Origin of the sequence: Pedobacter sp. Leaf132 (assembly GCF_920984695.1) — a bacterium.
GTDB lineage: Bacteria > Bacteroidota > Bacteroidia > Sphingobacteriales > Sphingobacteriaceae > Pedobacter.
On sequence record NZ_CAKLBO010000014.1, the window covers coordinates 1 to 24,960 of the forward strand.

Here is a 24,960-nt window from a genome sequence, read left to right on the forward strand (position 1 = left end):
GGTGGTTGGAAAGGTTATTCATCACAGAGGAAGCCTGGTGCAACAACCCTAATACTCGGTCTCCAAAAATTCTATAATATCTATTTAGGATTCGAAATCCAAAAAGATGTGGGTACACGGTAGGCTTTACCCGGGTTTAGTTACTAAAGATTTTGCAACTATTAAAGTTTTCCTGCAAAAAGCCCATCATCCATCTTAAACCAAAACACTCTACATTTTCAATGCTCTAAGCATTTCCCTTTTGCCGGGTGCCCCAGGTAATTTCTCAATGGTGAAATTACAGGCTTTAACAGCACGCTTAAGTTTTCCGGTAATTGCATAAGTAACAAAAGTACCTCCAGGTTTTAAAAGGGTGCAGGTTTGCGCTATAATTTCGTCACTCCACATTTCGGGTTGATGTTGCACAGAAAAAGCATCATAATAAACTAAATCGAAAGTTTTCTCAGTTTTAAATTCTGCTAATGTGGTATGCGGAATTTGAAGCTGGCAAAGCGGAGATAGGGCCTTAATTCCTTTCAAGCTATCTTCATAGTTTGTTATAAAACTATTCCAGGTATCAGCAGAAACATAAGCGGAATAACCGGTTTGGTTCAGCACATCGATTGTTAAGGGAAAGGCCTCTAAACTGGTATAATTTAACTTTATATTGTTTTGTACGCAATATTCTAAGCTTAAAATAAAATTAAGTCCGGTTCCAAAACCTACTTCAAAAATCGAAATTTCTGATTTTCCTGTTGACGCAAACTTTAAGCCAGCATCAATAAAAACATGATTGCTTTCTTGCAATGCACCATGCTTGCTGTGGTAATGCTCTCCAATGGTTTCGTTGTATAAGGTATTTGAACCATCAGCAGTTTGGGTAATAATATTCATTAGCAGGATTAAAGGATTAGAAGATTTTCAGGATTAAAATGATTATCGGATTTAAAGATTCTTGAGTAGAATTGTTAATTTCGTATCTAACGCAAACATAGTGAAATTTGCATTTGTTTTCCCTAAACCCTAAACCCTAAACCCTAAACCCTAAACCCTAAACCCTAAACCCTAAACCCTAAATGGATATAGAATCATTCAGAGAATATTGTTTAAGTCTGCCCGGTACAACAGAAGGCATGAAATGGGATCATTTATGCTTTATGATTGAGGAGAAGATTTATGTTATTGCAGATATTGATCAGGGCAGTCGCTTCTCTATAAAGTGCAATCCGGATGAATTTGATGCATTAACAGCCAGAGATGGCATTGCCCAAGCTTATCATTTAGCCAAACGCCAATGGATTCAAATAGAAAATATGGATGTATTGAACGACAAAGAACTTAAAGCCAGAGTTGCTGAATCACGAGCATTGGTACTTGCAAAGCTGCCTAAAAAAATACAAGCCAAATACGCTTAAGAATATGCGATAGCACTAGTGTTATAATCTGAATTAGACAACAAAATCATCATTGCAAGGCACGAAGCAATCTATTTGTGATGTGTCTTATTGAAAAAGATTGCTTCTTGCCTCGCAATGACGGCCTTAATCTAAACCTTATTGCTTTGATGTATCTCTCTTGATGCCTTTATCAGCATTAAGCTCCTTCGATTTCATAATGTTGAAACGGTACATTTCTTCTATTCCAACCAATTTTCTCGAGCTTTTTTCGATATCCGTTCCGGCTTCCCATAAATAAGGTCTGAAACTGTAGGTTTTTGTATCTTCTAAGTTGCCAATAAACTGATCCCACGTACTCCAGCGTAATCCCTTATAAAATTTAGAAAGATCGCTATCGAAGCAAAAAATTAAAAACTCGCCATAACCAGCACCTAATGGCTGCCAGGTTAAAGTATTTGGCTCCAGGTAATACATGTTTTTTACATCTTTACCTAAACCCCCATAATTTATCGCGAAAAAACCACCTATGGCATCATCTGCTACTAAAAGATAAGGAATATCATCGCCATATTCTTTAATCGTTTTGCCTTTGTTCCACTCTGCAATATCTCTTGTTATACGGTCGCTACCCGAACCTAAAATTCTAATCCATCCATTATCAATCAAAATACCACCCGTATTGTAAATAACAGAGCCAAGCGTAGCATAGGTAGTCATCTGGGCGTTGTATAAAACTTTATTGGCCTTTGCCGTATCAACAGGTAAAACGGTTACTTTATTTTTAGCAGAATCTATCCATTTTTGAACCAAAGGCCAGGCCGGATCTGTTTTGTTAATCAATTTATCAAGGCTAATCAGTTTGTTTTGAGCAGAAGCTGATGTGCAAACTATTAATAATGCTAATACTAATTTTAAGATATTTTTCATGTAGGCGAATCGTATTTTCAAAGATAGAATGATAATTAAGAAAACGAGTGCTTGTTGTGTAGAATAAAAAAAACGCCCCGATTACTCGAGACGTTCTTAGGTTTGATATTCCTCTCAGGGATGAATATCGTTCAAATATTATTTAAATATAGAAGTTTTGAATTTATGATTACCACATTCTAATTCTATCCTCTGGTTTTTTGTATAATTTATCACCAGGTTTAACATCAAAGGCAGTGTACCATGCATCCATATTTACCGGTGCACCAATTGTACGGTACGGGCCAGGTGAATGTGGGTCGGTTTTAATTAACTGTGCTGCGCTTTCTGGTAAAATATTACCTCTCCACACTTGTGCCCATGCTAAAAAGAAACGTTGGTCTGGCGTAAATCCATCAATCTTTTCATTGCTTTGGCCTTGTTTAGTCATTTTGAAGGCTGTGTATGCTGCATTTAAACCGCCTAAATCGCCAATGTTTTCACCCATTGTTAATTTTCCAATTACATGAACGGTATCTAAAACCGTGTAAGCATCAAATTGCTCACCCAATGCTTTTGTTTTTTCTTCAAATTTTTTACGGTCTTCTGCGGTCCACCAGTTCTTTAAATTACCTTTTGCATCATATTGGCTTCCGCTATCATCAAAACCATGACTCATTTCGTGACCGATAACAGCACCAATACCACCATAATTCAAAGCATCATCTGCATTTGGATCAAAAAATGGAAATTGTAAAATTCCGGCAGGGAAAGTAATAGAATTCATTGTTGGGCTGTATGAAGCATTAACGGTTGGCGGAGTCATGCCGAAACGAGTACGATCTACCGGTTTACCTAATCTGCTTACATTTTCATTATATCCCCAAACACTTGCGTTACGCAAATTTTGGAAGTACGTTGCTCTATTAATATTAAGGCCTGTATAAGTTTCCCATTTTGTAGTGTAGCCAACTTTAGGTTCAAACGCAGCAAGTTTTTCTAAAGCTTTAGTTTTGGTTTCAGCACTCATCCACTCTAAGCCTTTAATTCTGATTTCGAATGCTTTGCGTAAATTAACAATCATGGCATCCATGCGGGCTTTAGCTTCCGGTTTGAAATATTTTGCAACATAAAGCTGACCTAATAATTCGCCAATTGTGCCATCTGTTAAAGACGACATGCGTTGCCAACGCGGTGTTTGTACTTTTTGTCCGGTTTGTGCTTGCGTAAAGGCAAAACTTGCTTTAACAAATGGAGAACTTAAACTTCCGGCAGAACTTTTCAAAACGTTCCATTCCAAATAGGTTTTCCAATCTGCAACTGAAATCGATTTCAACATAGCATCCACACTCGCCATAAATTTCGGCGATGACACTAAAACAGTATCCTGCCCTTTGATGTTAAATTTTGGTAAATATGTTGCCCAGTTAATACCCGGAGTTTGTTTGCCTAAATCTGTTACAGTAAGTTTATTGTAAGTTGCATAAGGGTCACGCATTTCTAAACGGCTCATTTGCGCTTCTGCAAACTGCTTTTCGATTTTAAAAACCGTTGCTGCCTTTTGTTTAGCTACTTCAGGGCTGCTACCTGTTAAACTAAATAAGGTAGTCATGTAAGTATCATAAGCCTCGCGAATTTTAACACTACGCGTATCATCTTTCAAATAATAATCACGGTCTGGCAAAGTTGTACCACCTTGGCCAATGTTAACCATGTATTTATTTACGTTTTTACGATCCTGGCCAACACCAATGCTAAACATAGAACCACCAATTCCATTTACACGCATGTAAGCAGCCTGGTCTAAAACACCCTGAATATCTTTAATCTGCTTTATTTTTTCTAAATCGGCCTTAATTGGAGTATAACCTAATTTTTCGATGGTTACTGTATCCATTGCAGCGGCAAAGAAATCGCCTACACGGCGTTTTACTGAGCCGGCAGGAGCAGATTTATCAGCGGCTGCTTCTTCTACCAGCGATTTTACCGCATTGATGTTAAAGTCTCGAAGTTCGTTAAAAGAGCCCCAACGAGTTTCTTTGGCCGGTACAGGATTGTTTTTTATCCAGGTACCGCTTGCGTATTGATAAAAATCATCGCCCGGTTTAACCGATAAATCCATGTTTGCAGGATCGATGTATTTTTTTGGAGCTTGTGCATTTGCAGAAAAGCCAGCCGCAACTATGCCAAGTGCAGCAAAATATCTTTTCAAATTTTGGTATTTCATTCGCTTAAATAAGTTAGTTATTTGTGCGAAATTTATGAAATACAAATTAATACTGAAGCAATATATTAGAAATATTACTTGTAAAACCAGTAGTAAATTTTTGTTAAACCAAGCCGTCTTAAGAATTCACTTGGCGAGAAATGGAACTTTAGAGATTTCATCTTTTTTAATTCTTAATACACTATTAACATTTTTTAACATTATTTATTGTGTGCTACCCAATTTTTTTATTATCAAGAATGATTAAAGATAATTTCATTTTCCATAAAATTAGTCTTTTTAGTTATACGATATATGAAAATGATTGTTGGGTTTTTCATTTGTTCTGCAGTCCCGCCATTCGCTTCAATCTTTGGCTTTTAAAACTTACGAAGTTAGATGAGCATTTTTTGATAGGAAACTTCGTAAGTTTTGCCAAAGTATTTCCGCTTCTGTCAGGTTTATTTTACTTTTGATAGTACTACGATTAGCGCCACCTAAACCCGACAAAGTGGAAAACCCGGAAGCCAATTTTTCTTTGGCTGAGGATTTGTAACGGTGGCGGGATGAAAGAAACCGAAATGCACCTAAAATTGCTTTTCAAAAAAATAATCTAAATGAGTCATTCCCACGATAAAGAAGAAAGTTGCTGCAGCAGCAAAGCGCATGAACATACTCATGAGCACACACATAGCCACGAAGATAGCGATGAACATGACCATGACCACGGTGGCGACCCTTCATCATTTAAAACCTATTTACCGGCAATAGTAACTTTGGCTATGCTGCTTATTGGTATTGCTTTCGATAACTTTTTTAAAATTGAAGCTTTCAATAAAATTCGTCTTTACTGGTACATTTTAGCTTATTTGCCGGTTGGCGTACCCGTATTAAAAGAAGTTTGGGAAACTTTTAAAGCCAAAGAGTTTTTTACAGAATTTTCTTTAATGTCTATCGCTACAATTGGGGCTTTTGCAATTGGCGAATACCCTGAAGGTGTTACTGTAATGCTTTTTTACACCATTGGCGAGCTTTTTCAATTAGCTGCGGTTAATCGTGCTAAAAGAAATATCTCAGCTTTGCTAGATGTAAGGGCTGATGTTGCACACGTTTTGCGAAATGGTAAATATGAAGATGTTGAGCCTGAAAAAGTTGAAATTGGCGACATTATACAAATAAAAGCTGGAGAAAAAACGCCTTTGGATGGTGAACTGTTATCTGAAAAAAGCAGTTTTAATACCGCTGCTTTAACCGGAGAAAGTAAACCCAAAACCATTAATAAAGGCGACAATGTATTAGCAGGAATGCTAAACATAGATGCAGTAATCGAAATTAAAGTTACAAAGGCATTTGCGGATAGTGCTTTATCCAGGATTTTAGAAATGGTTCAAAATGCTACAACACGCAAAGCAAAAACCGAATTATTTATCAGAAAATTTGCCAAAATTTATACACCAATCGTATTCTTTTTAGCTTTAGCATTGGTAACCATACCCATATTAGTTTTGGGCAACGAATATCATTTCCAAACCTGGTTGTATCGCTCATTAGTATTTTTGGTAATTTCTTGTCCTTGCGCATTGGTTATTTCCATTCCTTTGGGCTATTTCGGCGGAATTGGAGCAGCATCATCTAACGGAATACTTTTTAAAGGCTCTAACTTTTTGGATCTCATTACCAAGCTTAATACCGTTGTAATGGATAAAACGGGTACGCTTACAAAAGGTGTTTTTAAAGTTCAAAAGATTGAAACTAATATTGATGAACAGGAATTTTTAAAATATCTGGTATCAGTAGAAGCAAAATCTACCCATCCGATAGCGAAAGCAATTGTAGAGCATGTTGGAAATATAGACTTTCATCAGGCAGAAAATATAAAAGAAGTTGCTGGTATGGGTTTGCAAGGAACGGTGAACGGCAATGAAGTATTGGCTGGAAATACTAAACTGCTCGATAAATTTAATATTTCTTACGATGTAGCCATCAGAAACATTGAGGAAAGTATTGTAGTTGTGGCGGTTGGTGGAGAATATGCTGGTTATGCTTTAATTGCTGATGAAATTAAAGAAGATTCGGCTGATGCCGTTAAAAATCTTCACGCAAATGGCATTAAGCAAGTGGTTATGCTTAGTGGTGATAAAACATCAATTGTTAAAAAAGTTGCCGGTGTTTTAGGCATTGATTCATTTTATGGCGATTTGCTGCCTGAAGATAAGGTGCGCAAACTTGAGGAAATTAAGCAGGATAAATTAAAGGTAGTTGCATTTGTAGGTGATGGTATAAATGATACACCTGTTTTGGCGATTAGCGACATTGGTATCGCTATGGGTGCAATGGGTAGCGATGCCGCAATCGAAACAGCTGATGTTGTGATTCAGACCGACCAGCCTTCGAAAATTGTAATTGCAATTAAAATAGGTAAAGCGACAAAAAGTGTTGTAATTCAAAATATCGTTTTGGCATTTGCGGTTAAGGCTTTGGTTTTAATTTTAGGAGCAGGTGGTTTAGCAACCATGTGGGAAGCGGTTTTTGCGGATGTTGGTGTGGCTTTATTGGCAATTCTAAATGCCGTGAGGATTCAAAAAATGAAATTTTAATTTCATAGTCAGGTCTGTTTAGCAATTAAAAAGGCATTCTGATACTTTACCATTTACCTTACATCTTCAAACCCTCAACCTTAATGACTATCTTTGCAGGCTATGGCGAAATCGTTCGAAGAATTTAAGTTAAACAGGCAAATTTTAAATGCAGTTGCCGATGCAGGTTATACCGTTGCCACTCCGATACAGGAAAAAGCAATCGCCCCGGTTTTATCCGGACAAGATATTTTTGGTATCGCTGAAACCGGAACAGGAAAAACGGCCGCCTTTGTGCTGCCAATTTTAATGCAGTTAAAATATGCACAAGGTGAAAATCCGAGGGCTTTAATTTTATCGCCAACCAGAGAATTAGCCATGCAAATTGCAGAGCAGGTAAAACTATTCTCTACTTATACTGATTTGCGTTCATTGGTAATCTTCGGCGGCATTGGTCCTAAAACTCAAAAAGAACAGATTGCAAAAGGTGTAGATATTTTAATTGCCACACCCGGAAGATTTTTAGATTTATATTTAGCCGGCGATATCAATACACAAAGTCTTAAATTTTTGGTGCTTGATGAAGCTGATAAAATGATGGATATGGGTTTTATTGGCTCTATTCACAGAATTTTAGAAATTGTTCCGCGTAAACGCCAAAATTTATTGTTTTCGGCTACCATGAGCGAGTTGGTGCAAAAAATTGCTGGCGATTTTTTAAATAATCCATTGGTAATAGAAACTTCAACGCAAGCTACGCCAGCTGCAAATGTTACTCAAACGCTTTATTACGTACCAAATTTTAAAACTAAAATTAATCTTTTACAACATTTACTAAAAAACGATGAAGCTTTTACCCGCCTAATCATTTTTTGTAAAACGAAATCTGTAGCCGATAATATTTTTAGTTTTATTGAGCGTAGGTATGGTGCGGAAAACGTTCGGGTAATACATGCCAACAAAGGGCAGAACACCAGAATTAATTCCATCAATAGCTTTAAAGAAGGTAATATTCGTGTGCTTGTTGCTACAGATGTTGCGAGTAGGGGAATTGATGTGAGCGATGTTAGCCATGTGATTAACTTTGATGTGCCAATTATCATCGAGGATTACGTTCACCGGATTGGACGTACCGGAAGGGCTTTTGCCAAAGGCGATGCCATTACTTTTGCCACCGATGCCGAGAAATATTATATCCGTAAAATTGAAAAATTAATTCGCCAGTATATTCCGGTAACCGAAATTCCGGAAGGCGTATATATAGATGAAACGCCTTACGAAGAGCGCCAGCACATAGCCCGTGAAATTGACATGCAAAAACGTAAGGATGACCCTGATTTTAAAGGTGCTTTCCATGAGAAGAAGAACGCAAAAGTAATAGAACAACGAGCCAGAGATAAGGCAAAGGCAAAAGCCGGAAAAGAAATTAAAAGTTTTAAGAAAGGTAAACGTTTCGATAAGAAAAAGTAAGTGATGAAACTTAGAATTACGCCTTTAAACATTATTAGTGCAATTAGTTTTGGCTTGGTGCTTGTAAATATTTTAGGTTCTAAAAATAACGCTCCGAGGCAAATTGATATGAGTGGATTTTATTTACTCATTCTGGGCTGCCTTATTTTGGTCACTTTTATTACTGATTTGGTTTTTCGTTTTACGCTAAAAGATTTAAAAAAAATCTGGATTGTAGAATCCATCTTTATCGTAATTACCGTAATCTTGATGGTAATATTACAAAAGGTGATGTAAGCGAATGATTAATTCTTTAGATAAAACCGCATCTTTGCAATCGTAAAAATAAACCGATAAAACCGGTTTATCCTCTTATCGGTTTAATCAATTTAAGAAAATGAAAACAGCAGAAATAAAATTAACAGTTGAGTTAGATGAAGGTAACAACCCGGATAACATTCTTTGGGAAAGTACAGATTCTGGAAATGCAGATAAGGTGCCAGCCAAGGCGATGTTTTTATCAGTTTGGGACCATAATTATAAAAATACTCTAAAAATAGACCTGTGGACTAAAGATATGCCGGTTGATGAGATGAAACGTTTCTTCTATGAAACTTTGCAAACTATGGGCGATAGCTTTTTAAAGGCTACAAATGAAACATTAATTGTTGAAGATTTACGCGATTACTGTGCTCATTTCGCTGAGAAAATGGGTATTGTAGAAGGGCAGTAGGGAAGGATTTTCGATTTGAGTATTGAGTATTGAGATCTGAGTATTGAGATTTGAGTATTGAGTATTGAGTATTGAGATTTGAGTATTGAGATTTGAGAAAATACCAATCAGGTTAGTCAATTTTTGCTTATCCCAACCAATCAAAAAACTAAAACTAAAATAACTTATATGTTAATTTTAAATAAATTTAGGGCGTATTTGGGCATTTTATTATGTGTAATAGCAAGCTTTTGCCCTATGTTAAAAGTGCCGATAAAAGGGAATTGGAACTTATATCAATCTGATGCTCGTTTATTTATTATCACTTACGCTATCCTTGCGGTTGCAATACTTATCCTTTTTATCAGAAAAGCTGGTGCATTTAGGTTTATAAGTTTTGTTATGGCAATTTGGTATGTTTTAGCTGTTGTTGCAGTTTATTTTACAGCAAACAACTACACCAAATACGGTTTTGCCAATAAATTAATTGGCAAAGTAGTTCATTTCCAATGGGGATGGATTGTATTTTTAGTTGGTGTTATATTTTTGCTTTTCAGTACTAAACGCGGTGAAAAATTAACAGCCCAAATGCCTAACCCTTAAATTGCGAAGTAAGTTTACTTACATCATATCCTTTAGCCTTACAGCGGGCAACTATATCATCATGAGTTTTTTTCGGCATTGTTTGATTACGGCTCATGATGAATAGAAATTTATGTTCCGGATGGCCTACTACAACATACGAATAATCATCAGCAAGTTCAATAATCCAATAATCTATCTTTATTGGCCATATAAATTGAGCTTGTAATTCACCATTATTTCCTTCTTCTGATGGAAACATTTTGGAGCTTCTTGAATAAACCTTTTCATCATTAGGTTTTTTGTATGTGGTTAAAACATTATAAAACCCATCTTTATTTAATGTGTATTTGGTTGTGGTTTCCCTGCTTCCTTTGTCAAAAATTGTCGGTATAGAATATAAGGAATACCAGGTTCCTGCATATTTTTTTAAATCTAACTTATTAACCGGTAAGTTTTTATCAGCAGAAATAAAGCTAAAAAGAACTATAAGTGTGGTGCAAATCGTTTTCATAACATCAGGAGGTTTGATGTTACCTACGCAATTTTTTAATATATAGTTTCTTTAAAATTTGCTTTTCTGTTTCCAGATAAAGCCATCGAGCACATAATGTGTGGCTTGCGGTAGTGCCAATAGCGGTATAAGTAATGCTAGAAATTCATTGCTGTAAACTCTTGGCAGGCCTGTAAATGGCTTAAATATAGATTGATGTTCTTTCCAGATTAAACCATCCCATAGTCCTTCTTCCAAATAGGCAAATAAAATTAATATTACTAAAAAGTAGACAATTCCATATTCGCCAAAACATAAATTTAATAATCTGCTTTTAGACAAATTGTAGTCTATTTTTTTCTTTTCAAAGAACCAAATCAAAGCCATGTAAGGTATGCCATGAGAAATTACATTTAAGGTTGTAAAAGCCATATCGCCATTAAAATAAACGATACCAAAGTACCAGGAGAGAAATGTACCAGCAACCAAAAGGTTTTTTGGGATATTTATCCATTTCAATTTTATGATTAGATAGATTTCTTTTAGGCAGTAAATGGCAATAATTATAAGGTATGTAGCAGTTGAGTATTTAATAATAACATTGTTTTCAAAAGAAAAGAAATCTCCTTCAACAAACCAATTAAAATTTCGGGCAGGCGTAAAATGCCAATAAATTAAGGGATAAAGGGTTGCTGTATATATCGCAATTTTATCAATCGTTTTTATTACCGATGGAAGTTTTTCTTCTCTGCTATACAACCTCATGAAACCATATTGCTGCCTCACAAAATGATAAACGGCTAAATAGGCCAATATTCGCCAAAACCAGAGGGCATCAAAATGATAGAGCATGACACCGATTATGTAACATGTAATCGGGATAATTATGAGTAATGAACTTTGTTTGTTAAAGGTGTTTGGGTTGAAGTAGGTGCGGTACAGCGTACTGTAAACATGCGCTACATCAATAAAAACAATTAATATAACCCAATAAGCTACAGGAATGCCAGAAGCATTTTGGAATTGCGATGGAAATAATAAAACCAACAGCAACGATAAAAAAGCAGGCGACAAGATGAAAATAATATCTGTTGCTTTACTATTTAACCAAGGTTGCTTTCGATTATCCATTATTATTTAAGATTTGTTTTGCAGCATTTATACCTTGATGGAAAGCTTCTTCGAATATCGAAATTCCACTTAAATCACTATGTGCAAAGAAAATTTTATTTTCAATTGGTTTTCTTGCTTTTTCTAAGTTATCACTCCAGATAAAGTTTTCAGTTGGTGCAATCATTCCATGCCCCCAAATCCAGATATCAATATTTTCAATTGCCTGGCTTAGGTTCGGATGCATCATTTCTAACTCCGGAATAATAATATCAAGCCATTGGCTGTAATCTCTGGAATATGCCGCTAATCTGGCTATGGAAGGTTCAAAATCGCATAAAGGCAAGTAGTAAGTCAGGATTTTTTTATCTTCAGAAATTTTTAAATGTTGTTGTGCCGAGTTTACATAACCTACTGATGGTGTATTAAAGGCAACATTATCCCAACATAATGTTATACCTTTTGAATCAGGTAGCTGGTTTATAGTAATATTTGCCACCAACCAGGGAGCATAGCTGAAGTTTTTGTAATTTATTTCACGGTCAAAATTTTTAAGCAAACGATTATTTACAAATTGAGGTGAACATAAGATAACCTTTTCTGCTAATATGGATTCTGTAGAATTTGTTGATAAATTAAAAATAGTGGCGCTCAAACTTCCATCTGCCATTTTTTTAATTTCGTAGCACATGTTCGATGTTTTAATGTGTTCTTTTAGGCCAGTCGCCAGTTGCTTCATAATCCAGCCATTACCTTCAGGCCAAGTCAAGATTGCATTTTGCTCTGCGTTTGCAGCTCCACCTCTTCGTGATGCAAAATAGTGTAATCCTGCCCATGCAGATATCTTATCCATTTTTTGACCGTAATCATCTTTACAGGCATAATTTAAATACCAAAGCAAATATTTAGAGTCATAACCATTTGTGTGTAAATAACTTTCAAAAGTTATTTTATCTAATTTTCTGTATTCCAAATCATTAGAAGATGAATGTACCGGGATGTTAAATACAAACTTTCCATCGTTCCCTTTGGTGTTTTTAAGTTTTTCTACATCATTTAAAAATCTTCGAATTTGTATTTTATCGGCTTGTGGTACACCGAAATCCGGAATCAAACCTTCTTGCCATTCACCGTTAATCAACAATCGTTCTTCCGGATCGAAGGTTAGGTAATAATCGTTGTAATATGGCAAATCGTTCTCGAAATGCGTTATCACATTAATTTCTTTTAAAAAATCTATTAATAATTCATCATCGTTATTAGCAATAGTAATATAGTGCGCACCTAAAGGGTAAGAAGATACTTTATTGCTACTATAATGGGAGCTTCCACCAATATGATTTTCAAGCTCAATAATTTCAAAATCCAATTCTCCGCTATTTTTCAGCCATCTTCCGGCTGATAGGCCTGATATTCCGCTTCCAATTATTAAGATTTTTACCTTTCTGGTTTTACTTGCCGGTGGAATTTTAATTTTATCGCGTAAAGCATGACCAGCTTTTGCATTCGGACCAAATAAATTACCCTTAATATTGTAATTGTTTGATTTTAATTTTTTGTAGCAGCTATTCAAAAATATGCCGCCTGTAATTAAGCCAATTCTTAATAAAAATGAACGACGTTTTAAGTAGGCTGTAAAATCATCTTTATAAAACGTTTGCCCACTCATCTTCGAAGTATTTAACTAAAATTTGGTTGTTTAATTTATTCACATCAGTTTCAACTTTGCTCATATCTTTCGGAAAGAAAAGCATAAGGTCTAAACTTTCTTTCGAAATAAATTTTAAACCGGGTAAATACTGCTGTGGTTTTTTATAAACATTCTCTGGCTCGGTTGCCATAATATAGCCCCACTCGCCAAAAGAGGGTACATAATTATGGTATGGGATAGTTTTAAATCCAACACTCTCTAAAGTTTTATTAACGGTCCAGAATGATTTTGGTGCCACATAAGGTGATGTAGACTGAACAACAATTAGGCCTTTTGGTGCTAAAATGCTTTTAACCAAGGTGTAAAAAACATTGGTGTACAATTTACCAACGGCATAATTAGATGGATCGGGAAAATCTATTACGATGAAATCAAATTTCTTCCGCTGTGCTTTAATCCAGCTAAATGCATCGGCATTAATTACTTTTACTTTAGGTGATAGAAGAGAATTTTTATTTAAACCTAAAAGGATTTTATTGGATTGAAAGAGCGTAGTCATGCCTTTATCCAAATCTACTAATGTAACAGAATCAACATTAGGATATTTTAAAATTTCTCTAACAGCCAAACCATCGCCGCCACCCATTACTAAAACGTGCCTGGCAAATGGCAAAGCCTGCAAACCCGGATGAACTAAGGCTTCATGATAGCGATATTCATCGTCAGAACTGAATTGTAGATTTCCATTTAAAAATAACCTTAATACTTTGTTTTTTTTGGTTAAGATAATTCTTTGATAAGGAGTACTTTTCGAATAAATTATCGTATCACTATAGGTTTGGCTCTCAGAAAAACTAGTGATGCGTTCTGCATACACAAATCCGGCAAGTAACACAATTATGCTGATTAGTGATGCAGATTGTAAATATTTTGAAGCTTTAATTTCTTTTTTAAAGCTGACGCATACAATTAAAGCCACTAATACATTTAATATTCCAAAAAGATAAGCTGTTTTTACTAAGCCTAAATGGGGTATTAATAAAAGAGGGAAAATTAGAGAGGCCAAAAGCGCTCCGATATAATCGAAGGTAAATACTTTCGAAACTAAATCTTTAAACTCATACCTATCTTTAAGAATACGCATGAGCAAAGGAATTTCTAAGCCTACTAAAATACCTGTTAAGCTCACAAAACCATACAGCACAATCCTAAAAGAAGCAATGCTTTCAAATACGAGAAATAGAATTGTGGCGCTAAAGCCTCCAACTAAACCAACTAATATTTCTATTTGGATAAACCACGATAAAATGTTTTTATCAAAATATTTAGAAATCCAGGAACCAATGCCCATCGAGAAAAGGTAAACGCCAATTATGGTAGAAAATTGGGTTACCGAATCGCCTAGTAAATAACTTGCTAAAGTTCCGGCAATTAGCTCATAAATAAGTCCGCAGGTAGCTACAACAAATACCGATATTAATAAAAGCGCTGGAAGTTTTTTGTTCATGTTTAACTATGTATAGCAGAGCTGATTATAATCGCGATAGCGATAATAAAAGCAGAAGCTACGATAGCTAAAGCTATATTTTGCTTCACTAAAATTTCTTTCCAAAGGTTTTCTGGCGTTATTTTTTCAATAACCCAAAATGCGATGAAAAGTACAGCAATACCTACAACAGAATATACAATCGAGGCAACAATGTATTTGATGTTAATTAATTCATTTATAGTCATAACTTTTTATTTATGGTAAAATCTATTTGCAGTTCCAACATGTGTTCTATTGCCATTAAATTCGGTGTTCTTTTCTACCTTATCTTCGTAGAAAGCAATGCCATTTAAGCCGCAATATGTGTAAATGCCAACAAAAATTAGCAATACAATCAGGTAATATTTTATCGGTTTTATATCCATTTAATCGCTAACAAAAGGTGAATAATCACTATTTTCCCATCGTTTCTTTTCAAAATTGCGCATTAGGTAATAACAAACGATTGGGTAGATACATATGGCGAGCATGGTTAACAATGTATTTCGCCACATGCTTGAATTTGCCACCGCTCTTATGTAAATGCTGTTACTGGAATGATCTCCTGTAGATGGATAAATATTTAAATGATATTTTCCATTCGGGATATTTGAAACCATTATCTTTTCTTCTCTGGAACCTTCTGACCAGCTTTCACCACCCTCGTATCCATGGTAATATTCTATTCCCTTGCTAACCTCCCAGGTTCTGTTGTCACTTTCATTTACCAAAACAATTGTAGTTTCAAACCAGTTGTTATCTAGGTTTGCACTAATTTTAAATTCTATATTGGATGAGCCGTCATTAATTACAAATGATGGTGTGATAAATGATTTATATGAATTTTCATCGCCTTTATCATTTTTTGATATTGCAAAATCACTGTTAATTAGTTCCTTTTCAGATTTGAAAATATCGAGCACGAAATGTAAACCTAAAACTAACAATATTGCTATTATGGATATGTTTAGCGACGATATCCATCTATCATAAGATAAAGATGGCTGATGAGCACCAATTCCAATTTGAATTGGTAAAACAGTTCTGTCAAGGTTAAATGTTTCTGCAATAAAGTTTGCGTCTAAATACTCTCCAATGTAGTAATTTGGGTTTCTGCTATCATTATTAATTACTTCTTTAACAACCATCAGCGGCGGGGCTATAAATTCTGATGCTGCTACCTTTTCATTAATAATATCCCAATCAACCTCGCCCAACATCGCATTAATAATGGGTGTGTATTTATTAAATAATTTATAATCTACATCGTGGTAGCCAAGGGTATCTCCGTAAGACATTGGTACTTTAAAATCTGGAATAAATTTTTCGCCGCCAATCAAGCTCCAATTGCCGTTAAATTCTGCAATTGTAATGTAGCCTTTATCTAAACTTGTGAGCATATATTCCCGCCACTCGTATTTTGTGCCCGCTTCTTGCTTTTCCAGGTAGGCAATTACCTTGAAATTCGTATCGCGAATGGTTGCAGTTGAGCCAATTTTTAAAAGTGGCGTAAGTTTGGGCTTCTTTAGTTGCTCTTTTTTTATAGTTTCTTTATCAGCATTTAATTGCAAATAAGAAAAGCAAAAAGAGCAGACTACGTAGTTGCTTTTTGAAATATCATACAGCGTTATATTCTGCTTACAAGCCTGACAAACAGTTGCTTCTGATAATTTAAAAAATGGTTGCGTTAAGTTTTCCATTAACGAACAATTTGGGTTTTTTGAATTTCTTTGCCTTCAAAAAAATTCAATACAGATTGATAAATAGATTTTACTTTTTCAGTATTATCTTTTTTGTAATTGGATAAGAAGATATCGAATGTTGCTAAATTAAACTCCGGCCAAGTATGTATAGAAAGGTGAGATTCTGTTAAGCAAATTACAGCTGTAAAACCACCGCCTGGAAAATCATGGTAAACTTCTCCAACTTTTTCCAAACCATTTTCTATGATCAACTGGTTGAAAAGAGTTTTGCACTCATCAAAAAAGGATAGTTTGTTAACTTCATCAGAAGAAAATTCTGATAAAATGTGTAGTCCTGGTTTATATGTCATTGAGCGTTTGGTATCACTCAAAATTATAAATTATTTTAAATTGTAAAAATTTTTAATCGTATTCTGCAGTATGTTATCTAATCTTTAATAAAATAATCATCGGCATCATTTCCCAAAGGGATGTAAATTCTTTCCCACTCATCACCTTCAATTACTTCCCAGGTATGCCCGGCGCCTTTAGTGTCATTAGCAATTAAAACTACGCCAGGTTCGAGGATAAAGGTATCTCCGTTAGTTACCGTAAATTTCAGTTTTCCTTTTATGGTGATTACGAATTGTCGTCTTGGTGCTGGGTGAGGGATGTTTTCTAACCTAGATACATCCGTTTTAGCAAAAAAATAATTTGCATTAATGTTTTGCTGTGCAGGAATTTTTCCAGTTTCAAAACTGCAGTCATCATTATTTATATTAATTAATCGAATGGCTTTTAAAAAGGATTGAGTTTCGGCAAAATCTGTGGTCATCTTTATTATTTAAAATTTAAGTTCTGTTTGTCCTCTTTGAGCAACCTCTCTTTCGTGTTGCAGTAACCATTGTTTTCGCCACAAACCGCCAGCATAACCAACTAATTTTCCATTACTGCCAATTACTCTGTGACAAGGAACCACAACGGCAATATCATTTTTACCATTTGCAGCCGCAATTGCTCTTATGGCTAATGGATGGTGTGCCGAAAATTTAGCATACGTTGTAGTTTCTCCGAATGGGATAACTAATAAATTTTGCCAAACTTCTTGTTGAAAATCTGTGCCTTTCTGTTTCACAGGGAAGTTGAAATCCTTTAAATCGCCATTAAAATAAGCTTGCAATTGTGAAGCAACCTGTTTTGTAAGGTCGTTTTCTTGCAAGCCATCAATATCTTTTTCTGCAAATGTTACTGCAGTAACAAAATCATCTTCAACTAAGATGGTTATTTTGCCAATTGGTGATTCGATAGTAGATGCGTAGTTCATAAAAATATTTTTTGCCACGGAAACACGGATTCACGGAACAAAAAGAACTAAATTTTTCATGGTCTGTGTTTCGATTGCTAATCTTTTTCGATTAACTTTTAAATATTGGTTTCTTAATTTTATCGCGGAAATACGGAGCTCATTGAATTGGTGGAAATAAATTTTAGTGTATCGTGTGTTTCCGTGGCAAATATACTGCGCTTAATCTTTAAACAATATTACAACAAACCTACAATTTCTACTGGCAATATTTCGCAATAAAAGTATCTTTGCGTTTATGCAACTGGCCAAAGAGGTTAAATATTTAATCCACAAGGAAGTACTTTTAGAATGGCGTTCCAAATATACCATCAATGGAGTATTGCTATACGTAGTTTCTACAATTTTTACCTGTTATTTATCTTTTATTAGTTTGGGCGATAAACTTGCCTGGAATGCTTTGTTCTGGATAATTATACTTTTTGCATCAATTAATGGGGTTTCAAAGAGTTTTTTGCAAGAAACTAAAGGTCAGCAATTGTATAGCTACGTTTTAGCAAGTCCGGCTGCAGTTTTAATATCAAAAACCGTATACAACATTTTACTCATGTTGGTTTTAACTACCATTGCATTGGGTTTTTATACAATGGTTTTTGATTCTTTTACACCTCCAGATTTACTTTTGTACTATGTAGCTGCAATAATGGGAAGCATAAGTTTTTCAACGGTTTTTACTATGGTTTCGGCTATTGCGAGTAAAGCCGGAAATGGTGGAATGTTAATGGCAATTTTAAGCTTTCCAATTATTATCCCAGTACTTATTCTTTTAATAAAATTAGCCAAAAATGCTGTAGATGGGTTGCCCTGGGAAAATAGCTATGATGAAATTGGCATGTTGCTTTTGGTAAATGTACTTACAGTTGCTACTTCATTATTGTTATTTCCATACCTTTGGCGGGATTAAAAATGGACGGTATAAATGGATGATGGAAAGGAAAAAAAATACTTAATTCATTCATTCAAAATTAAATATATATGAATAAAACTTGGTGGAAAATTTTAGGTTCGGTTTTAGTAATTTACACTGCAATAGCAGGTTTGTTGTTGGGCGTACCTCGATTACCTATTTTAAATGAATCTATCAGAAATTTGTATTTCCACGTACCCATGTGGTTTGCCATGATTCTTTTATTCTCTATTTCGGTTTTTTACAGCATCAAATCACTAAGCTCAAAAAGCGAAATTAATGATTTAAAGGCTGTTGAAAGTGTAAACGCAGGCATTATCTTCGGCCTTTTAGGTTTAGTAACGGGCGCCATTTGGGCTAAATATACCTGGGGCCAATTCTGGAGTTTCGACCCTAAGCAGAATTTTGCAGCCATATCTGTTTTACTATATTTCGCTTATTTAATACTTCGCAATGCGATAGATGAAGAACAAAAAAGAGCCAAAATTTCGGCCATTTATAACATCTTCGCGTTCCCTATGATGGTTGTTTTACTTTTCGTTTTGCCTCGACTAAAAGATTCTTTGCATCCAGGGAATGGCGGTAATCCGGGCTTTAATAGTTATGATTTAGATAGTAGAATGCGTATGGTTTTTTATCCGGCATGTTTAGGTTGGATATTAATTGGTTACTGGGTTTATACTATTCGTTTCAGGTTGCGGTTAATAGAAAATAAGCAACAACACAATTAGAAGCTGGAAAAAATCAACCTGCAAAACATTTCAACATTAAACTTTTCAATACGAAATAAAATCACAATGAAAAAGATATTATTCTCACTTATATTAATGTTAGCAACCATACAATTATTTGCTCAAAATAACGATATCGAAATGGCCGACACTTTGCGTAGCAATGGTAAAATCTACGTTGTTGTGGCTTGCATCGTAATAATTTTGCTCGGTTTAATAGCTTATCTATTTTCAATCGATAAAAGATTAAAAAAAATAGAAAAAGAAAACTAACCTAAAAACTAAGTTTAAAGGTTTTAAACCTATTTTTTGAACCAAAATTGATTGGTGTTGGCTATACACTAAGTATTTTTTCATTTGGATATATGCTGTTTTTTTAGGCAATTTTGCAGCATACTTAATTCATAAAAAATAAATAATGGCTAATCTAGCAGACGAGAACAAGTTTTTTGCAGATGTTTGTAAGAACTTTGACAGTGCGGCTCAATTCACCAATCATCCGGAAGGTTTATTGAACCAGATTAAAGCGTGTAATAGTGTGTATCGTTTCCAATTCCCAATTCGTAGAGGAAACGGTTTTGAAGTTATCGATGCATGGCGTGTAGAACACTCGCATCACATGAGCCCAACTAAAGGTGGTATTCGTTACAGCGAAATGGTTAACGAAGATGAAGTTATGGCGCTTGCAGCCTTAATGACATACAAATGTGCCATCGTTAACGTTCCATTCGGAGGTGCCAAAGGTGGTATCAAAATCAACACAAAACAATATAGCGTAGCTGAGTTAGAAACCATTACCCGTCGTTACACTACAGAGTTAATCAAAAAGAATTTTATTGGTCCTGGCATCGACGTTCCTGCTCCTGATTATGGTTCGGGCGAACGCGAAATGAGCTGGATTGCAGATACATACATGACTATGAATCCGGGTCAGCTGGATGCTTTAGGTTGTGTTACAGGTAAACCTATTGCTTTACACGGTATTCGCGGACGAAAAGAAGCGACCGGTCGTGGTGTTGCTTATGCTGTGCGTGAGTGTGTGGATGTAGCAGAAGATATGGCTAAAATTGGCTTTAAAGCTGGTTTAGGCGATAAAAGAGTAATTGTTCAGGGTTTAGGTAACGTAGGTTATCATTCTGCTAAATTCCTTGCTGAATTTGGCGCAACCATTGTTGGCCTTTGCGAATACGAAGGTGCAATTTACAATGCTAACGGCTTAAATGTTGATGAAGTTTTTGCACACCGTAAAAACACAGGTTCAATTTTGGGTTTTCCGGGTGCTACAGATTTCAAAAATTCGATGGAAGGTTTAGAGCAAGATTGCGATATTATTGTTCCGGCGGCTTTAGAAAACCAATTTACAGAACATAACATCCGTAACATTAAAGCAAAGATTATTGCTGAAGGTGCTAACGGACCAACTACGCCAGAAGCTGAAGCTATTTTCACTGAAATGGGTGGTATAATTATTCCGGATATGTATTGTAACGCCGGTGGTGTTACGGTTTCATATTTCGAATGGTTAAAAAACCTTTCTCACGTAGCTTTCGGGCGTATGGAAAACCGTTATGCAGCCAACTCAAATGCTAATTTAATTGCTACTTTAGAAAACCTGACTGGTAAAACCATTCTTCCGGAACACCGTTTAATGATTGTAAAAGGTGCATCAGAAATGGAGTTGGTAAATTCAGGTTTAGAAGATACCATGATTCATTCGTATCATGAAATTCGCGAAACTTTGCAAGTAAAACCTGGTACAGGAACTTTAAGAACTGCTGCTTTTGTTAATTCAATTGATAAAATTGCAGTTTCATATATGAACTTAGGCGTTTGGCCATAGTCAAATAGCCGTCATTGCGAACCTCGATTTTGCTTCGAGATGTGGCAATCTTTAAAAAAAATCCTTGCAGATGTATAATTTGCAAGGATTTTTTTATTTGGAAAAGGTAGAGTTCAGTTCGATGTAGGTTGGGGTTAGTCTCGCTTTCCTGCCCTTCCGGCAGGCGGGTGTTTCAATCTTTTTCGAACAACTTCTGTCATTCTGAGGAACGAAGAATCTGTTTCATCGGTTGCAGATGCTTCGTGCCTCAGCAAGACAATGATATCTGCGTTATTACAATTTAAAAAGTATTTCCACATCAATCGGGTTTAAAACAACGGTCAGTTTAGCGAGTCATACATGAACGTTCGTCATTGCGAGGCACAGCCTGCCCCGACAATTCGGGGAAGCAATCTCCTTTGATTGTTGCTCTTCGAGATGTTCTGAAAGGCATCACGAAGTTTTAATAAGTGAGGATTTAAAATCCTTATTCATTTTATATTCCTGCTGCATTATACTAATATCCAGAATAGCGGATTTTGTCATCACAAGAAACGAAGAGTTCCTGTTTATTATAGGCAGATTTTTCATCGGTTGCAGATGCTTTGCCGAAGTGTCGGGATGGGTTGTGCTTCAGCATGAAATTAGTTATCAATATTTTTGGTTGGTTGCACTTAAACCGAAGCACTACAAACTTTACCTTTTAAACCCGACAACAGCGGCAGCCCCGAATTTTTTATGAGGGCTATAGCGAATGGCGGGACTGGCGTTTCCGAAAAGCGTTTGACCCTTCATTTTCAAAAAGAAGTTAAAGTAATGACTTGAAAAAGCCACTATAACTAAGTAATAATCCCTAATTCTTCTAAATCCAACCTCCATTCTTCCTTTCTAATTACTTCATCGTCGTAGTTTTTATTCTTCTTTAAATGATGGAGTTCATCCCTTTGTACCTTGATTAATGCGAGTACAATTTCGTGGTAAGCTTTTAAATCCCGCCTATCGATATCGCCTTTTCTAAAAGCATGAATGGTGCCTTTTTTCTCGTTTAAAGAGTGTTGCAATTCTGCTTTTAAATTTACCATTAACTCGTTATGGGTGCATTGGTCTCGGTAATCAGCATTCAATTTATCTAAAGAAAGGTCGATTAATTTAAGTTTAATTTGATTGGTTTGTTCTTGCTCAGAGAGCTTACTTTTAGGTTCAGGAATATTTAATAATTTGATAACGAATGGAAGTGTTAAGCCCTGAACAACCAACGTAATAAAAATTACAACAAAGGTTATGAAAAGTATTAAATTTCTAAGCGGAAATGGGATTTGTTCAGAAATCATAACCGGAATAGAAAGCGCTGCAGCTAATGAAACCACGCCACGCATGCCGGCATAAATGATTACCACGAATGAATGCCAGGTCATGTCTTTATAACGAACCCGGGTTTTTTTATTTAAAAGTTGGGTAATGCCTGCTGTAGAAATTAACCATAACAAACGCACCACCAAGGCTAAAACGCTAATGCCTGCTCCATAACCTATGGCTTTTAAAATTGGGTAATCTGGACCTAAACCGTTTACAATATCGGGCAAGGCTAAACCAATTAATATAAAAACTACGCCATTAAGCATAAATACCAAAGCAGACCATACGGAGACTGTTTTGATGCGGGATTGAGATGTTAAAATTACATGTGATTGGCTTGAAAGCAGTAAGCCACCAGAAACAACAGCCATTACACCCGATGCCTCAAAATGCTCTGCTACGATGTACATGAAATAGGGTGTAAGGAGCGTTAAAACGGTATCTATGTTATCTGTAGTGGGTAAAAAGCGATGTACTGCATAAAATATGCCGCCAATTGCCAAGCCGATAATAATGCCTAAACCAGCTACAGAAACAAAGCTGGTGGCTGCATCTTGTAATACAAATGTGCCACTTATAACTGTTGCCAAAGCAAATTTGAATACAATTAAACTGGATGCATCGTTTACCAAACTTTCGCCTTCTAACAATGCCGTAACGGTTTTAGGAATTTTTAAACCTTTTAAAACTGCTGCTGCGGCAACTGCATCGGGCGGAGAAACGATTCCGCCCAGTAAAAAACCTAATGCTAATGTAAAACCAGGTATAAAAGCTACTGAAGCGTAAGCCACGGCAACGGAGGTTATGAAAACCAATCCAACGGCCATTAAAAAGATGGCGCCTTTGTATTCCCAAAAATCTTTCCAAGAGGTAAACCAGGCAGCCTCGTAAAGTAGCGGTGGTAAAAATAGCAGGAAAACCATATTTGGGTCGATTGTTAAATGTGGCATACCCGGAATAAATCCGATTGCCAAACCAGCTAAAACCAAAAATATGGGGTAAGAAATTTTTATTTTCTGGCCAACCATAACCAACAAGGTTACCGCAAGAAGTAAAACAAGAATCAGGATTAAATTATCGTGAAGCATTTATGAGATTTTAGAAGTTAATTTACAAATTTTAAGATATTTTGAGGCTGTTTGTTTAAAAACCATTAGCCAGCTGAAATAAGGCGTTAATATTTTCATTTATTAAAGATAATTGAACCTCTATTACAATTTTACCATGCTCAGTTTTTTTTCCTTCGGCATTTAATTTTTTAAAATCTTTAAGATATCGGCTAAGCATCGGTTGGTTTATTTGCTTGTTAACTTGCTCGAAATCGACATTCATGGCAAAAAAATTATTCGCTTTTTCAAATGTATTGGTGGTAGATATTTTTTTATTTGTACTTAAAACCAATTGTTTAGTATTGCCTCCAACATATATTTTATACAATGGGAATATGGTTTTGTTTAGTGTTAAACTATCTGGATTAATATAATTTTGGCGGTTTAGGTAGTTTTTTAATCCTGGCGCATCAGCATTTATATTTATAACCAGATTTGGAATTTCCTTTGCTTGAAGCGTTATTTTTTCAACCTTCTCAAAATTGTCGTTATAATCGTAAGTAATTACCGAATCGGTTTGTTGGGTTGTATTTAGCCATTCTAAATCAATATAACCCTTAAAGTATTTTGCCAAGCTATCGCTCTCTAAAAATGTATTTTTAAAATTGTAGCGTCTGTTTAAAGCCGGTAAAAAATTAGCATTTAGCCAAAAACTTACTGCAGCGTTTTTATTTGCGCTGCGATGATTTGAATTTTCCTTAAATATTAGTCCTTTAGGTTGATTGAAAATTCCAGTGAAAACAACATTTCCATTATTAAAATTTAATTCTGTAAAGTTATTTTCATTTTGATAGCAAATGTGTTTATGATTGTCAATTATGCTCTTGAACTTGGTTTTCTTGATAGTTTCAAAATTCTTTTCTTTTAGAATATCGTTTAATATCAAATTATAATTGGCTATTTCATTTGTTATAACCAGGGCAGCTGCTTGTTCATTATACAAAATAACAACGTTGCCAATTTTAGATTTAGCCAAACCTAATCCGTTTGTTGCTTTGGTAATTTTGAAATGAAGAACGTTTTTTAAAAAACTTTTAAACTCTTTGTAATCTTTAACAGAAAACCTTGAAAAGAAAGCGGATGAAGATTGGTTTTGAATGGTATAAAAATAAACGCTGGCCTTAATTTTTAGTCCGTGGTTTAAACTATTAAAATTTATTTTTTGATCGGTTTTTGTGCCGGATTTTAAATAAAAGCCTGGGTTAGAAATCATATTTAAAGCAAGGCTTTTATAAATTTCATCTACATTAACTTTTACCAGCGAAGTCGAATTTTTAGGTATAGCAACATGATTGGCCTGGTATTGCCTGTATTTAAAAGCACCAACAAAAAAAATAAGCAGCGATAAAATTATCGCTGCCGTTATTTTTAAAAATTTCTTCATAATGTATTTTGCTACAGATA

25 protein-coding genes are annotated in these 24,960 nt (G+C 35.3%); 10 read left to right on the forward strand and 15 right to left on the reverse strand.

The features are described 5' to 3' along the window. Positions 1-210: 210 nt before the first annotated feature. Positions 211-873, reverse strand: a complete 663-nt coding sequence (mnmD, locus tag LUA86_RS18210) for a tRNA (5-methylaminomethyl-2-thiouridine)(34)-methyltransferase MnmD (protein WP_231465479.1) — start codon at positions 871-873, stop codon at positions 211-213. Between the two features lie 182 nt (positions 874-1,055). Between mnmD and LUA86_RS18215 the strand changes: the two genes are divergently transcribed. Further along, a complete protein-coding gene (locus LUA86_RS18215) occupies positions 1,056-1,394 on the forward strand; it encodes an MmcQ/YjbR family DNA-binding protein (protein WP_231465481.1) in 339 nt (112 codons plus the stop codon). 138 nt (positions 1,395-1,532) lie between these two features. On the opposite strand, the gene LUA86_RS18220 is transcribed toward LUA86_RS18215, so the two are convergent. Both LUA86_RS18220 and LUA86_RS18225 read right to left on the reverse strand, forming a co-directional pair. After that, entirely contained in the window at positions 1,533-2,303 is a 771-nt protein-coding gene (locus LUA86_RS18220; RefSeq protein ID WP_231465483.1) for a DUF2625 family protein, read from the reverse strand. A gap of 169 nt (positions 2,304-2,472) precedes the next feature. Beyond that, entirely contained in the window at positions 2,473-4,509 is a 2,037-nt protein-coding gene (locus LUA86_RS18225; protein WP_231465485.1) for a M13 family metallopeptidase, read from the reverse strand. Positions 4,510-5,105: 596 nt separating this feature from the next. Between LUA86_RS18225 and LUA86_RS18230 the strand changes: the two genes are divergently transcribed. The 5 genes from LUA86_RS18230 (at position 5,106) to LUA86_RS18250 (ending at position 9,828) form a co-directional block, all read left to right on the forward strand. Beyond that, the gene (locus LUA86_RS18230; protein WP_370634395.1) at positions 5,106-7,085 is read left to right on the forward strand and encodes a heavy metal translocating P-type ATPase; all 1,980 of its coding nucleotides are present in this window, start codon (positions 5,106-5,108) and stop codon (positions 7,083-7,085) included. Positions 7,086-7,187: 102 nt separating this feature from the next. Next, complete coding sequence (locus LUA86_RS18235; protein ID WP_231465487.1) at positions 7,188-8,534, forward strand: DEAD/DEAH box helicase; 1,347 nt, start codon at positions 7,188-7,190, stop codon at positions 8,532-8,534. A gap of 3 nt (positions 8,535-8,537) precedes the next feature. Continuing rightward, positions 8,538-8,810: a hypothetical protein gene (locus LUA86_RS18240; protein WP_231465489.1), complete on the forward strand. Its 273-nt coding sequence runs from the start codon at positions 8,538-8,540 to the stop codon at positions 8,808-8,810. Positions 8,811-8,910: 100 nt separating this feature from the next. Further along, positions 8,911-9,246: a gliding motility protein GldC gene (gene gldC, locus LUA86_RS18245; RefSeq protein ID WP_056871223.1), complete on the forward strand. Its 336-nt coding sequence runs from the start codon at positions 8,911-8,913 to the stop codon at positions 9,244-9,246. 168 nt (positions 9,247-9,414) lie between these two features. Continuing rightward, a complete protein-coding gene (locus LUA86_RS18250; protein ID WP_231465491.1) occupies positions 9,415-9,828 on the forward strand; it encodes a hypothetical protein in 414 nt (137 codons plus the stop codon). On the opposite strand, the gene LUA86_RS18255 is transcribed toward LUA86_RS18250, so the two are convergent. From LUA86_RS18255 to LUA86_RS18300, 10 genes are all read right to left on the reverse strand, one after another. After that, a complete protein-coding gene (locus LUA86_RS18255; RefSeq protein WP_231465493.1) occupies positions 9,818-10,321 on the reverse strand; it encodes a lipocalin family protein in 504 nt (167 codons plus the stop codon). The two genes, LUA86_RS18250 and LUA86_RS18255, sit on opposite strands and share 11 nt — an antisense overlap. Before the next feature lie 51 nt (positions 10,322-10,372). Next, positions 10,373-11,431 carry a hypothetical protein gene (locus tag LUA86_RS18260; protein ID WP_231465495.1) on the reverse strand — a complete coding sequence of 353 codons (1,059 nt, stop codon included), beginning with the start codon at positions 11,429-11,431 and terminating at the stop codon, positions 10,373-10,375. Further along, the gene (locus LUA86_RS18265) at positions 11,424-13,079 is read right to left on the reverse strand and encodes an NAD(P)/FAD-dependent oxidoreductase (protein ID WP_231465497.1); all 1,656 of its coding nucleotides are present in this window, start codon (positions 13,077-13,079) and stop codon (positions 11,424-11,426) included. Before LUA86_RS18265 ends, LUA86_RS18260 begins: the two co-directional genes overlap by 8 nt. Then, positions 13,057-14,568, reverse strand: a complete 1,512-nt coding sequence (locus tag LUA86_RS18270; RefSeq protein WP_231465499.1) for a polyamine aminopropyltransferase — start codon at positions 14,566-14,568, stop codon at positions 13,057-13,059. Before LUA86_RS18270 ends, LUA86_RS18265 begins: the two co-directional genes overlap by 23 nt. Positions 14,569-14,570: 2 nt before the next feature. After that, entirely contained in the window at positions 14,571-14,795 is a 225-nt protein-coding gene (locus tag LUA86_RS18275) for a DUF350 domain-containing protein (RefSeq protein ID WP_231465501.1), read from the reverse strand. A gap of 6 nt (positions 14,796-14,801) precedes the next feature. Continuing rightward, positions 14,802-14,975 carry a hypothetical protein gene (locus LUA86_RS18280; protein WP_231465503.1) on the reverse strand — a complete coding sequence of 58 codons (174 nt, stop codon included), beginning with the start codon at positions 14,973-14,975 and terminating at the stop codon, positions 14,802-14,804. Next, positions 14,976-16,289, reverse strand: coding sequence for a DUF4178 domain-containing protein (locus LUA86_RS18285; protein WP_231465505.1), 1,314 nt, complete (start codon positions 16,287-16,289; stop codon positions 14,976-14,978). Further along, positions 16,289-16,642: an S-adenosylmethionine decarboxylase family protein gene (locus LUA86_RS18290; RefSeq protein WP_231465507.1), complete on the reverse strand. Its 354-nt coding sequence runs from the start codon at positions 16,640-16,642 to the stop codon at positions 16,289-16,291. Before LUA86_RS18290 ends, LUA86_RS18285 begins: the two co-directional genes overlap by 1 nt. A 77-nt stretch (positions 16,643-16,719) precedes the next feature. After that, a complete protein-coding gene (locus tag LUA86_RS18295; RefSeq protein WP_231465509.1) occupies positions 16,720-17,106 on the reverse strand; it encodes a hypothetical protein in 387 nt (128 codons plus the stop codon). A 9-nt stretch (positions 17,107-17,115) separates the two neighbouring features. Next, positions 17,116-17,595, reverse strand: coding sequence for a methylated-DNA--[protein]-cysteine S-methyltransferase (locus LUA86_RS18300; RefSeq protein ID WP_231465511.1), 480 nt, complete (start codon positions 17,593-17,595; stop codon positions 17,116-17,118). Positions 17,596-17,872: 277 nt separating this feature from the next. Here LUA86_RS18300 and LUA86_RS18305 point away from each other — a divergent pair, with 277 nt between their 5' ends. The 4 genes from LUA86_RS18305 to LUA86_RS18320 all read left to right on the forward strand — a co-directional run bounded on the left by LUA86_RS18305 (position 17,873) and on the right by LUA86_RS18320 (position 21,112). After that, positions 17,873-18,538 (forward strand): heme exporter protein CcmB, encoded by a 666-nt coding sequence (locus LUA86_RS18305; protein ID WP_231465513.1) that lies wholly within the window; start codon positions 17,873-17,875, stop codon positions 18,536-18,538. Between the two features lie 71 nt (positions 18,539-18,609). Beyond that, entirely contained in the window at positions 18,610-19,272 is a 663-nt protein-coding gene (gene ccsA, locus LUA86_RS18310; protein ID WP_231465515.1) for a cytochrome c biogenesis protein CcsA, read from the forward strand. Positions 19,273-19,338: 66 nt separating this feature from the next. Then, positions 19,339-19,545 (forward strand): CcmD family protein, encoded by a 207-nt coding sequence (locus LUA86_RS18315; RefSeq protein WP_231465517.1) that lies wholly within the window; start codon positions 19,339-19,341, stop codon positions 19,543-19,545. Between the two features lie 145 nt (positions 19,546-19,690). Next, positions 19,691-21,112, forward strand: coding sequence for a Glu/Leu/Phe/Val dehydrogenase (locus LUA86_RS18320; protein ID WP_231465519.1), 1,422 nt, complete (start codon positions 19,691-19,693; stop codon positions 21,110-21,112). 818 nt (positions 21,113-21,930) lie between these two features. Here LUA86_RS18320 and LUA86_RS18325 read toward each other — a convergent pair. Further along, positions 21,931-23,535: a Na+/H+ antiporter gene (locus LUA86_RS18325; protein WP_231465521.1), complete on the reverse strand. Its 1,605-nt coding sequence runs from the start codon at positions 23,533-23,535 to the stop codon at positions 21,931-21,933. A gap of 55 nt (positions 23,536-23,590) precedes the next feature. Next, complete coding sequence (locus LUA86_RS18330) at positions 23,591-24,940, reverse strand: hypothetical protein (protein ID WP_231465523.1); 1,350 nt, start codon at positions 24,938-24,940, stop codon at positions 23,591-23,593. Between the last annotated feature and the right edge of the window lie 20 nt (positions 24,941-24,960).

What these genes read in the sequence shown, in the direction of transcription:
- mnmD (WP_231465479.1), bottom strand. Translation starts at nt 873, where the DNA reads ATGAATATTATTACCCAAACTGCTGATGGTTCAAATACCTTATACAAC.
- LUA86_RS18215 (WP_231465481.1), top strand. Translation starts at nt 1,056, where the DNA reads ATGGATATAGAATCATTCAGAGAATATTGTTTAAGTCTGCCCGGTACA.
- LUA86_RS18220 (WP_231465483.1), bottom strand. Translation starts at nt 2,303, where the DNA reads ATGAAAAATATCTTAAAATTAGTATTAGCATTATTAATAGTTTGCACA.
- LUA86_RS18225 (WP_231465485.1), bottom strand. Translation starts at nt 4,509, where the DNA reads ATGAAATACCAAAATTTGAAAAGATATTTTGCTGCACTTGGCATAGTT.
- LUA86_RS18230 (WP_370634395.1), top strand. Translation starts at nt 5,106, where the DNA reads ATGAGTCATTCCCACGATAAAGAAGAAAGTTGCTGCAGCAGCAAAGCG.
- LUA86_RS18235 (WP_231465487.1), top strand. Translation starts at nt 7,188, where the DNA reads ATGGCGAAATCGTTCGAAGAATTTAAGTTAAACAGGCAAATTTTAAAT.
- LUA86_RS18240 (WP_231465489.1), top strand. Translation starts at nt 8,538, where the DNA reads ATGAAACTTAGAATTACGCCTTTAAACATTATTAGTGCAATTAGTTTT.
- gldC (WP_056871223.1), top strand. Translation starts at nt 8,911, where the DNA reads ATGAAAACAGCAGAAATAAAATTAACAGTTGAGTTAGATGAAGGTAAC.
- LUA86_RS18250 (WP_231465491.1), top strand. Translation starts at nt 9,415, where the DNA reads ATGTTAATTTTAAATAAATTTAGGGCGTATTTGGGCATTTTATTATGT.
- LUA86_RS18255 (WP_231465493.1), bottom strand. Translation starts at nt 10,321, where the DNA reads ATGAAAACGATTTGCACCACACTTATAGTTCTTTTTAGCTTTATTTCT.
- LUA86_RS18260 (WP_231465495.1), bottom strand. Translation starts at nt 11,431, where the DNA reads ATGGATAATCGAAAGCAACCTTGGTTAAATAGTAAAGCAACAGATATT.
- LUA86_RS18265 (WP_231465497.1), bottom strand. Translation starts at nt 13,079, where the DNA reads ATGAGTGGGCAAACGTTTTATAAAGATGATTTTACAGCCTACTTAAAA.
- LUA86_RS18270 (WP_231465499.1), bottom strand. Translation starts at nt 14,568, where the DNA reads ATGAACAAAAAACTTCCAGCGCTTTTATTAATATCGGTATTTGTTGTA.
- LUA86_RS18275 (WP_231465501.1), bottom strand. Translation starts at nt 14,795, where the DNA reads ATGACTATAAATGAATTAATTAACATCAAATACATTGTTGCCTCGATT.
- LUA86_RS18280 (WP_231465503.1), bottom strand. Translation starts at nt 14,975, where the DNA reads ATGGATATAAAACCGATAAAATATTACCTGATTGTATTGCTAATTTTT.
- LUA86_RS18285 (WP_231465505.1), bottom strand. Translation starts at nt 16,289, where the DNA reads ATGGAAAACTTAACGCAACCATTTTTTAAATTATCAGAAGCAACTGTT.
- LUA86_RS18290 (WP_231465507.1), bottom strand. Translation starts at nt 16,642, where the DNA reads ATGACATATAAACCAGGACTACACATTTTATCAGAATTTTCTTCTGAT.
- LUA86_RS18295 (WP_231465509.1), bottom strand. Translation starts at nt 17,106, where the DNA reads ATGACCACAGATTTTGCCGAAACTCAATCCTTTTTAAAAGCCATTCGA.
- LUA86_RS18300 (WP_231465511.1), bottom strand. Translation starts at nt 17,595, where the DNA reads ATGAACTACGCATCTACTATCGAATCACCAATTGGCAAAATAACCATC.
- LUA86_RS18305 (WP_231465513.1), top strand. Translation starts at nt 17,873, where the DNA reads ATGCAACTGGCCAAAGAGGTTAAATATTTAATCCACAAGGAAGTACTT.
- ccsA (WP_231465515.1), top strand. Translation starts at nt 18,610, where the DNA reads ATGAATAAAACTTGGTGGAAAATTTTAGGTTCGGTTTTAGTAATTTAC.
- LUA86_RS18315 (WP_231465517.1), top strand. Translation starts at nt 19,339, where the DNA reads ATGAAAAAGATATTATTCTCACTTATATTAATGTTAGCAACCATACAA.
- LUA86_RS18320 (WP_231465519.1), top strand. Translation starts at nt 19,691, where the DNA reads ATGGCTAATCTAGCAGACGAGAACAAGTTTTTTGCAGATGTTTGTAAG.
- LUA86_RS18325 (WP_231465521.1), bottom strand. Translation starts at nt 23,535, where the DNA reads ATGCTTCACGATAATTTAATCCTGATTCTTGTTTTACTTCTTGCGGTA.
- LUA86_RS18330 (WP_231465523.1), bottom strand. Translation starts at nt 24,940, where the DNA reads ATGAAGAAATTTTTAAAAATAACGGCAGCGATAATTTTATCGCTGCTT.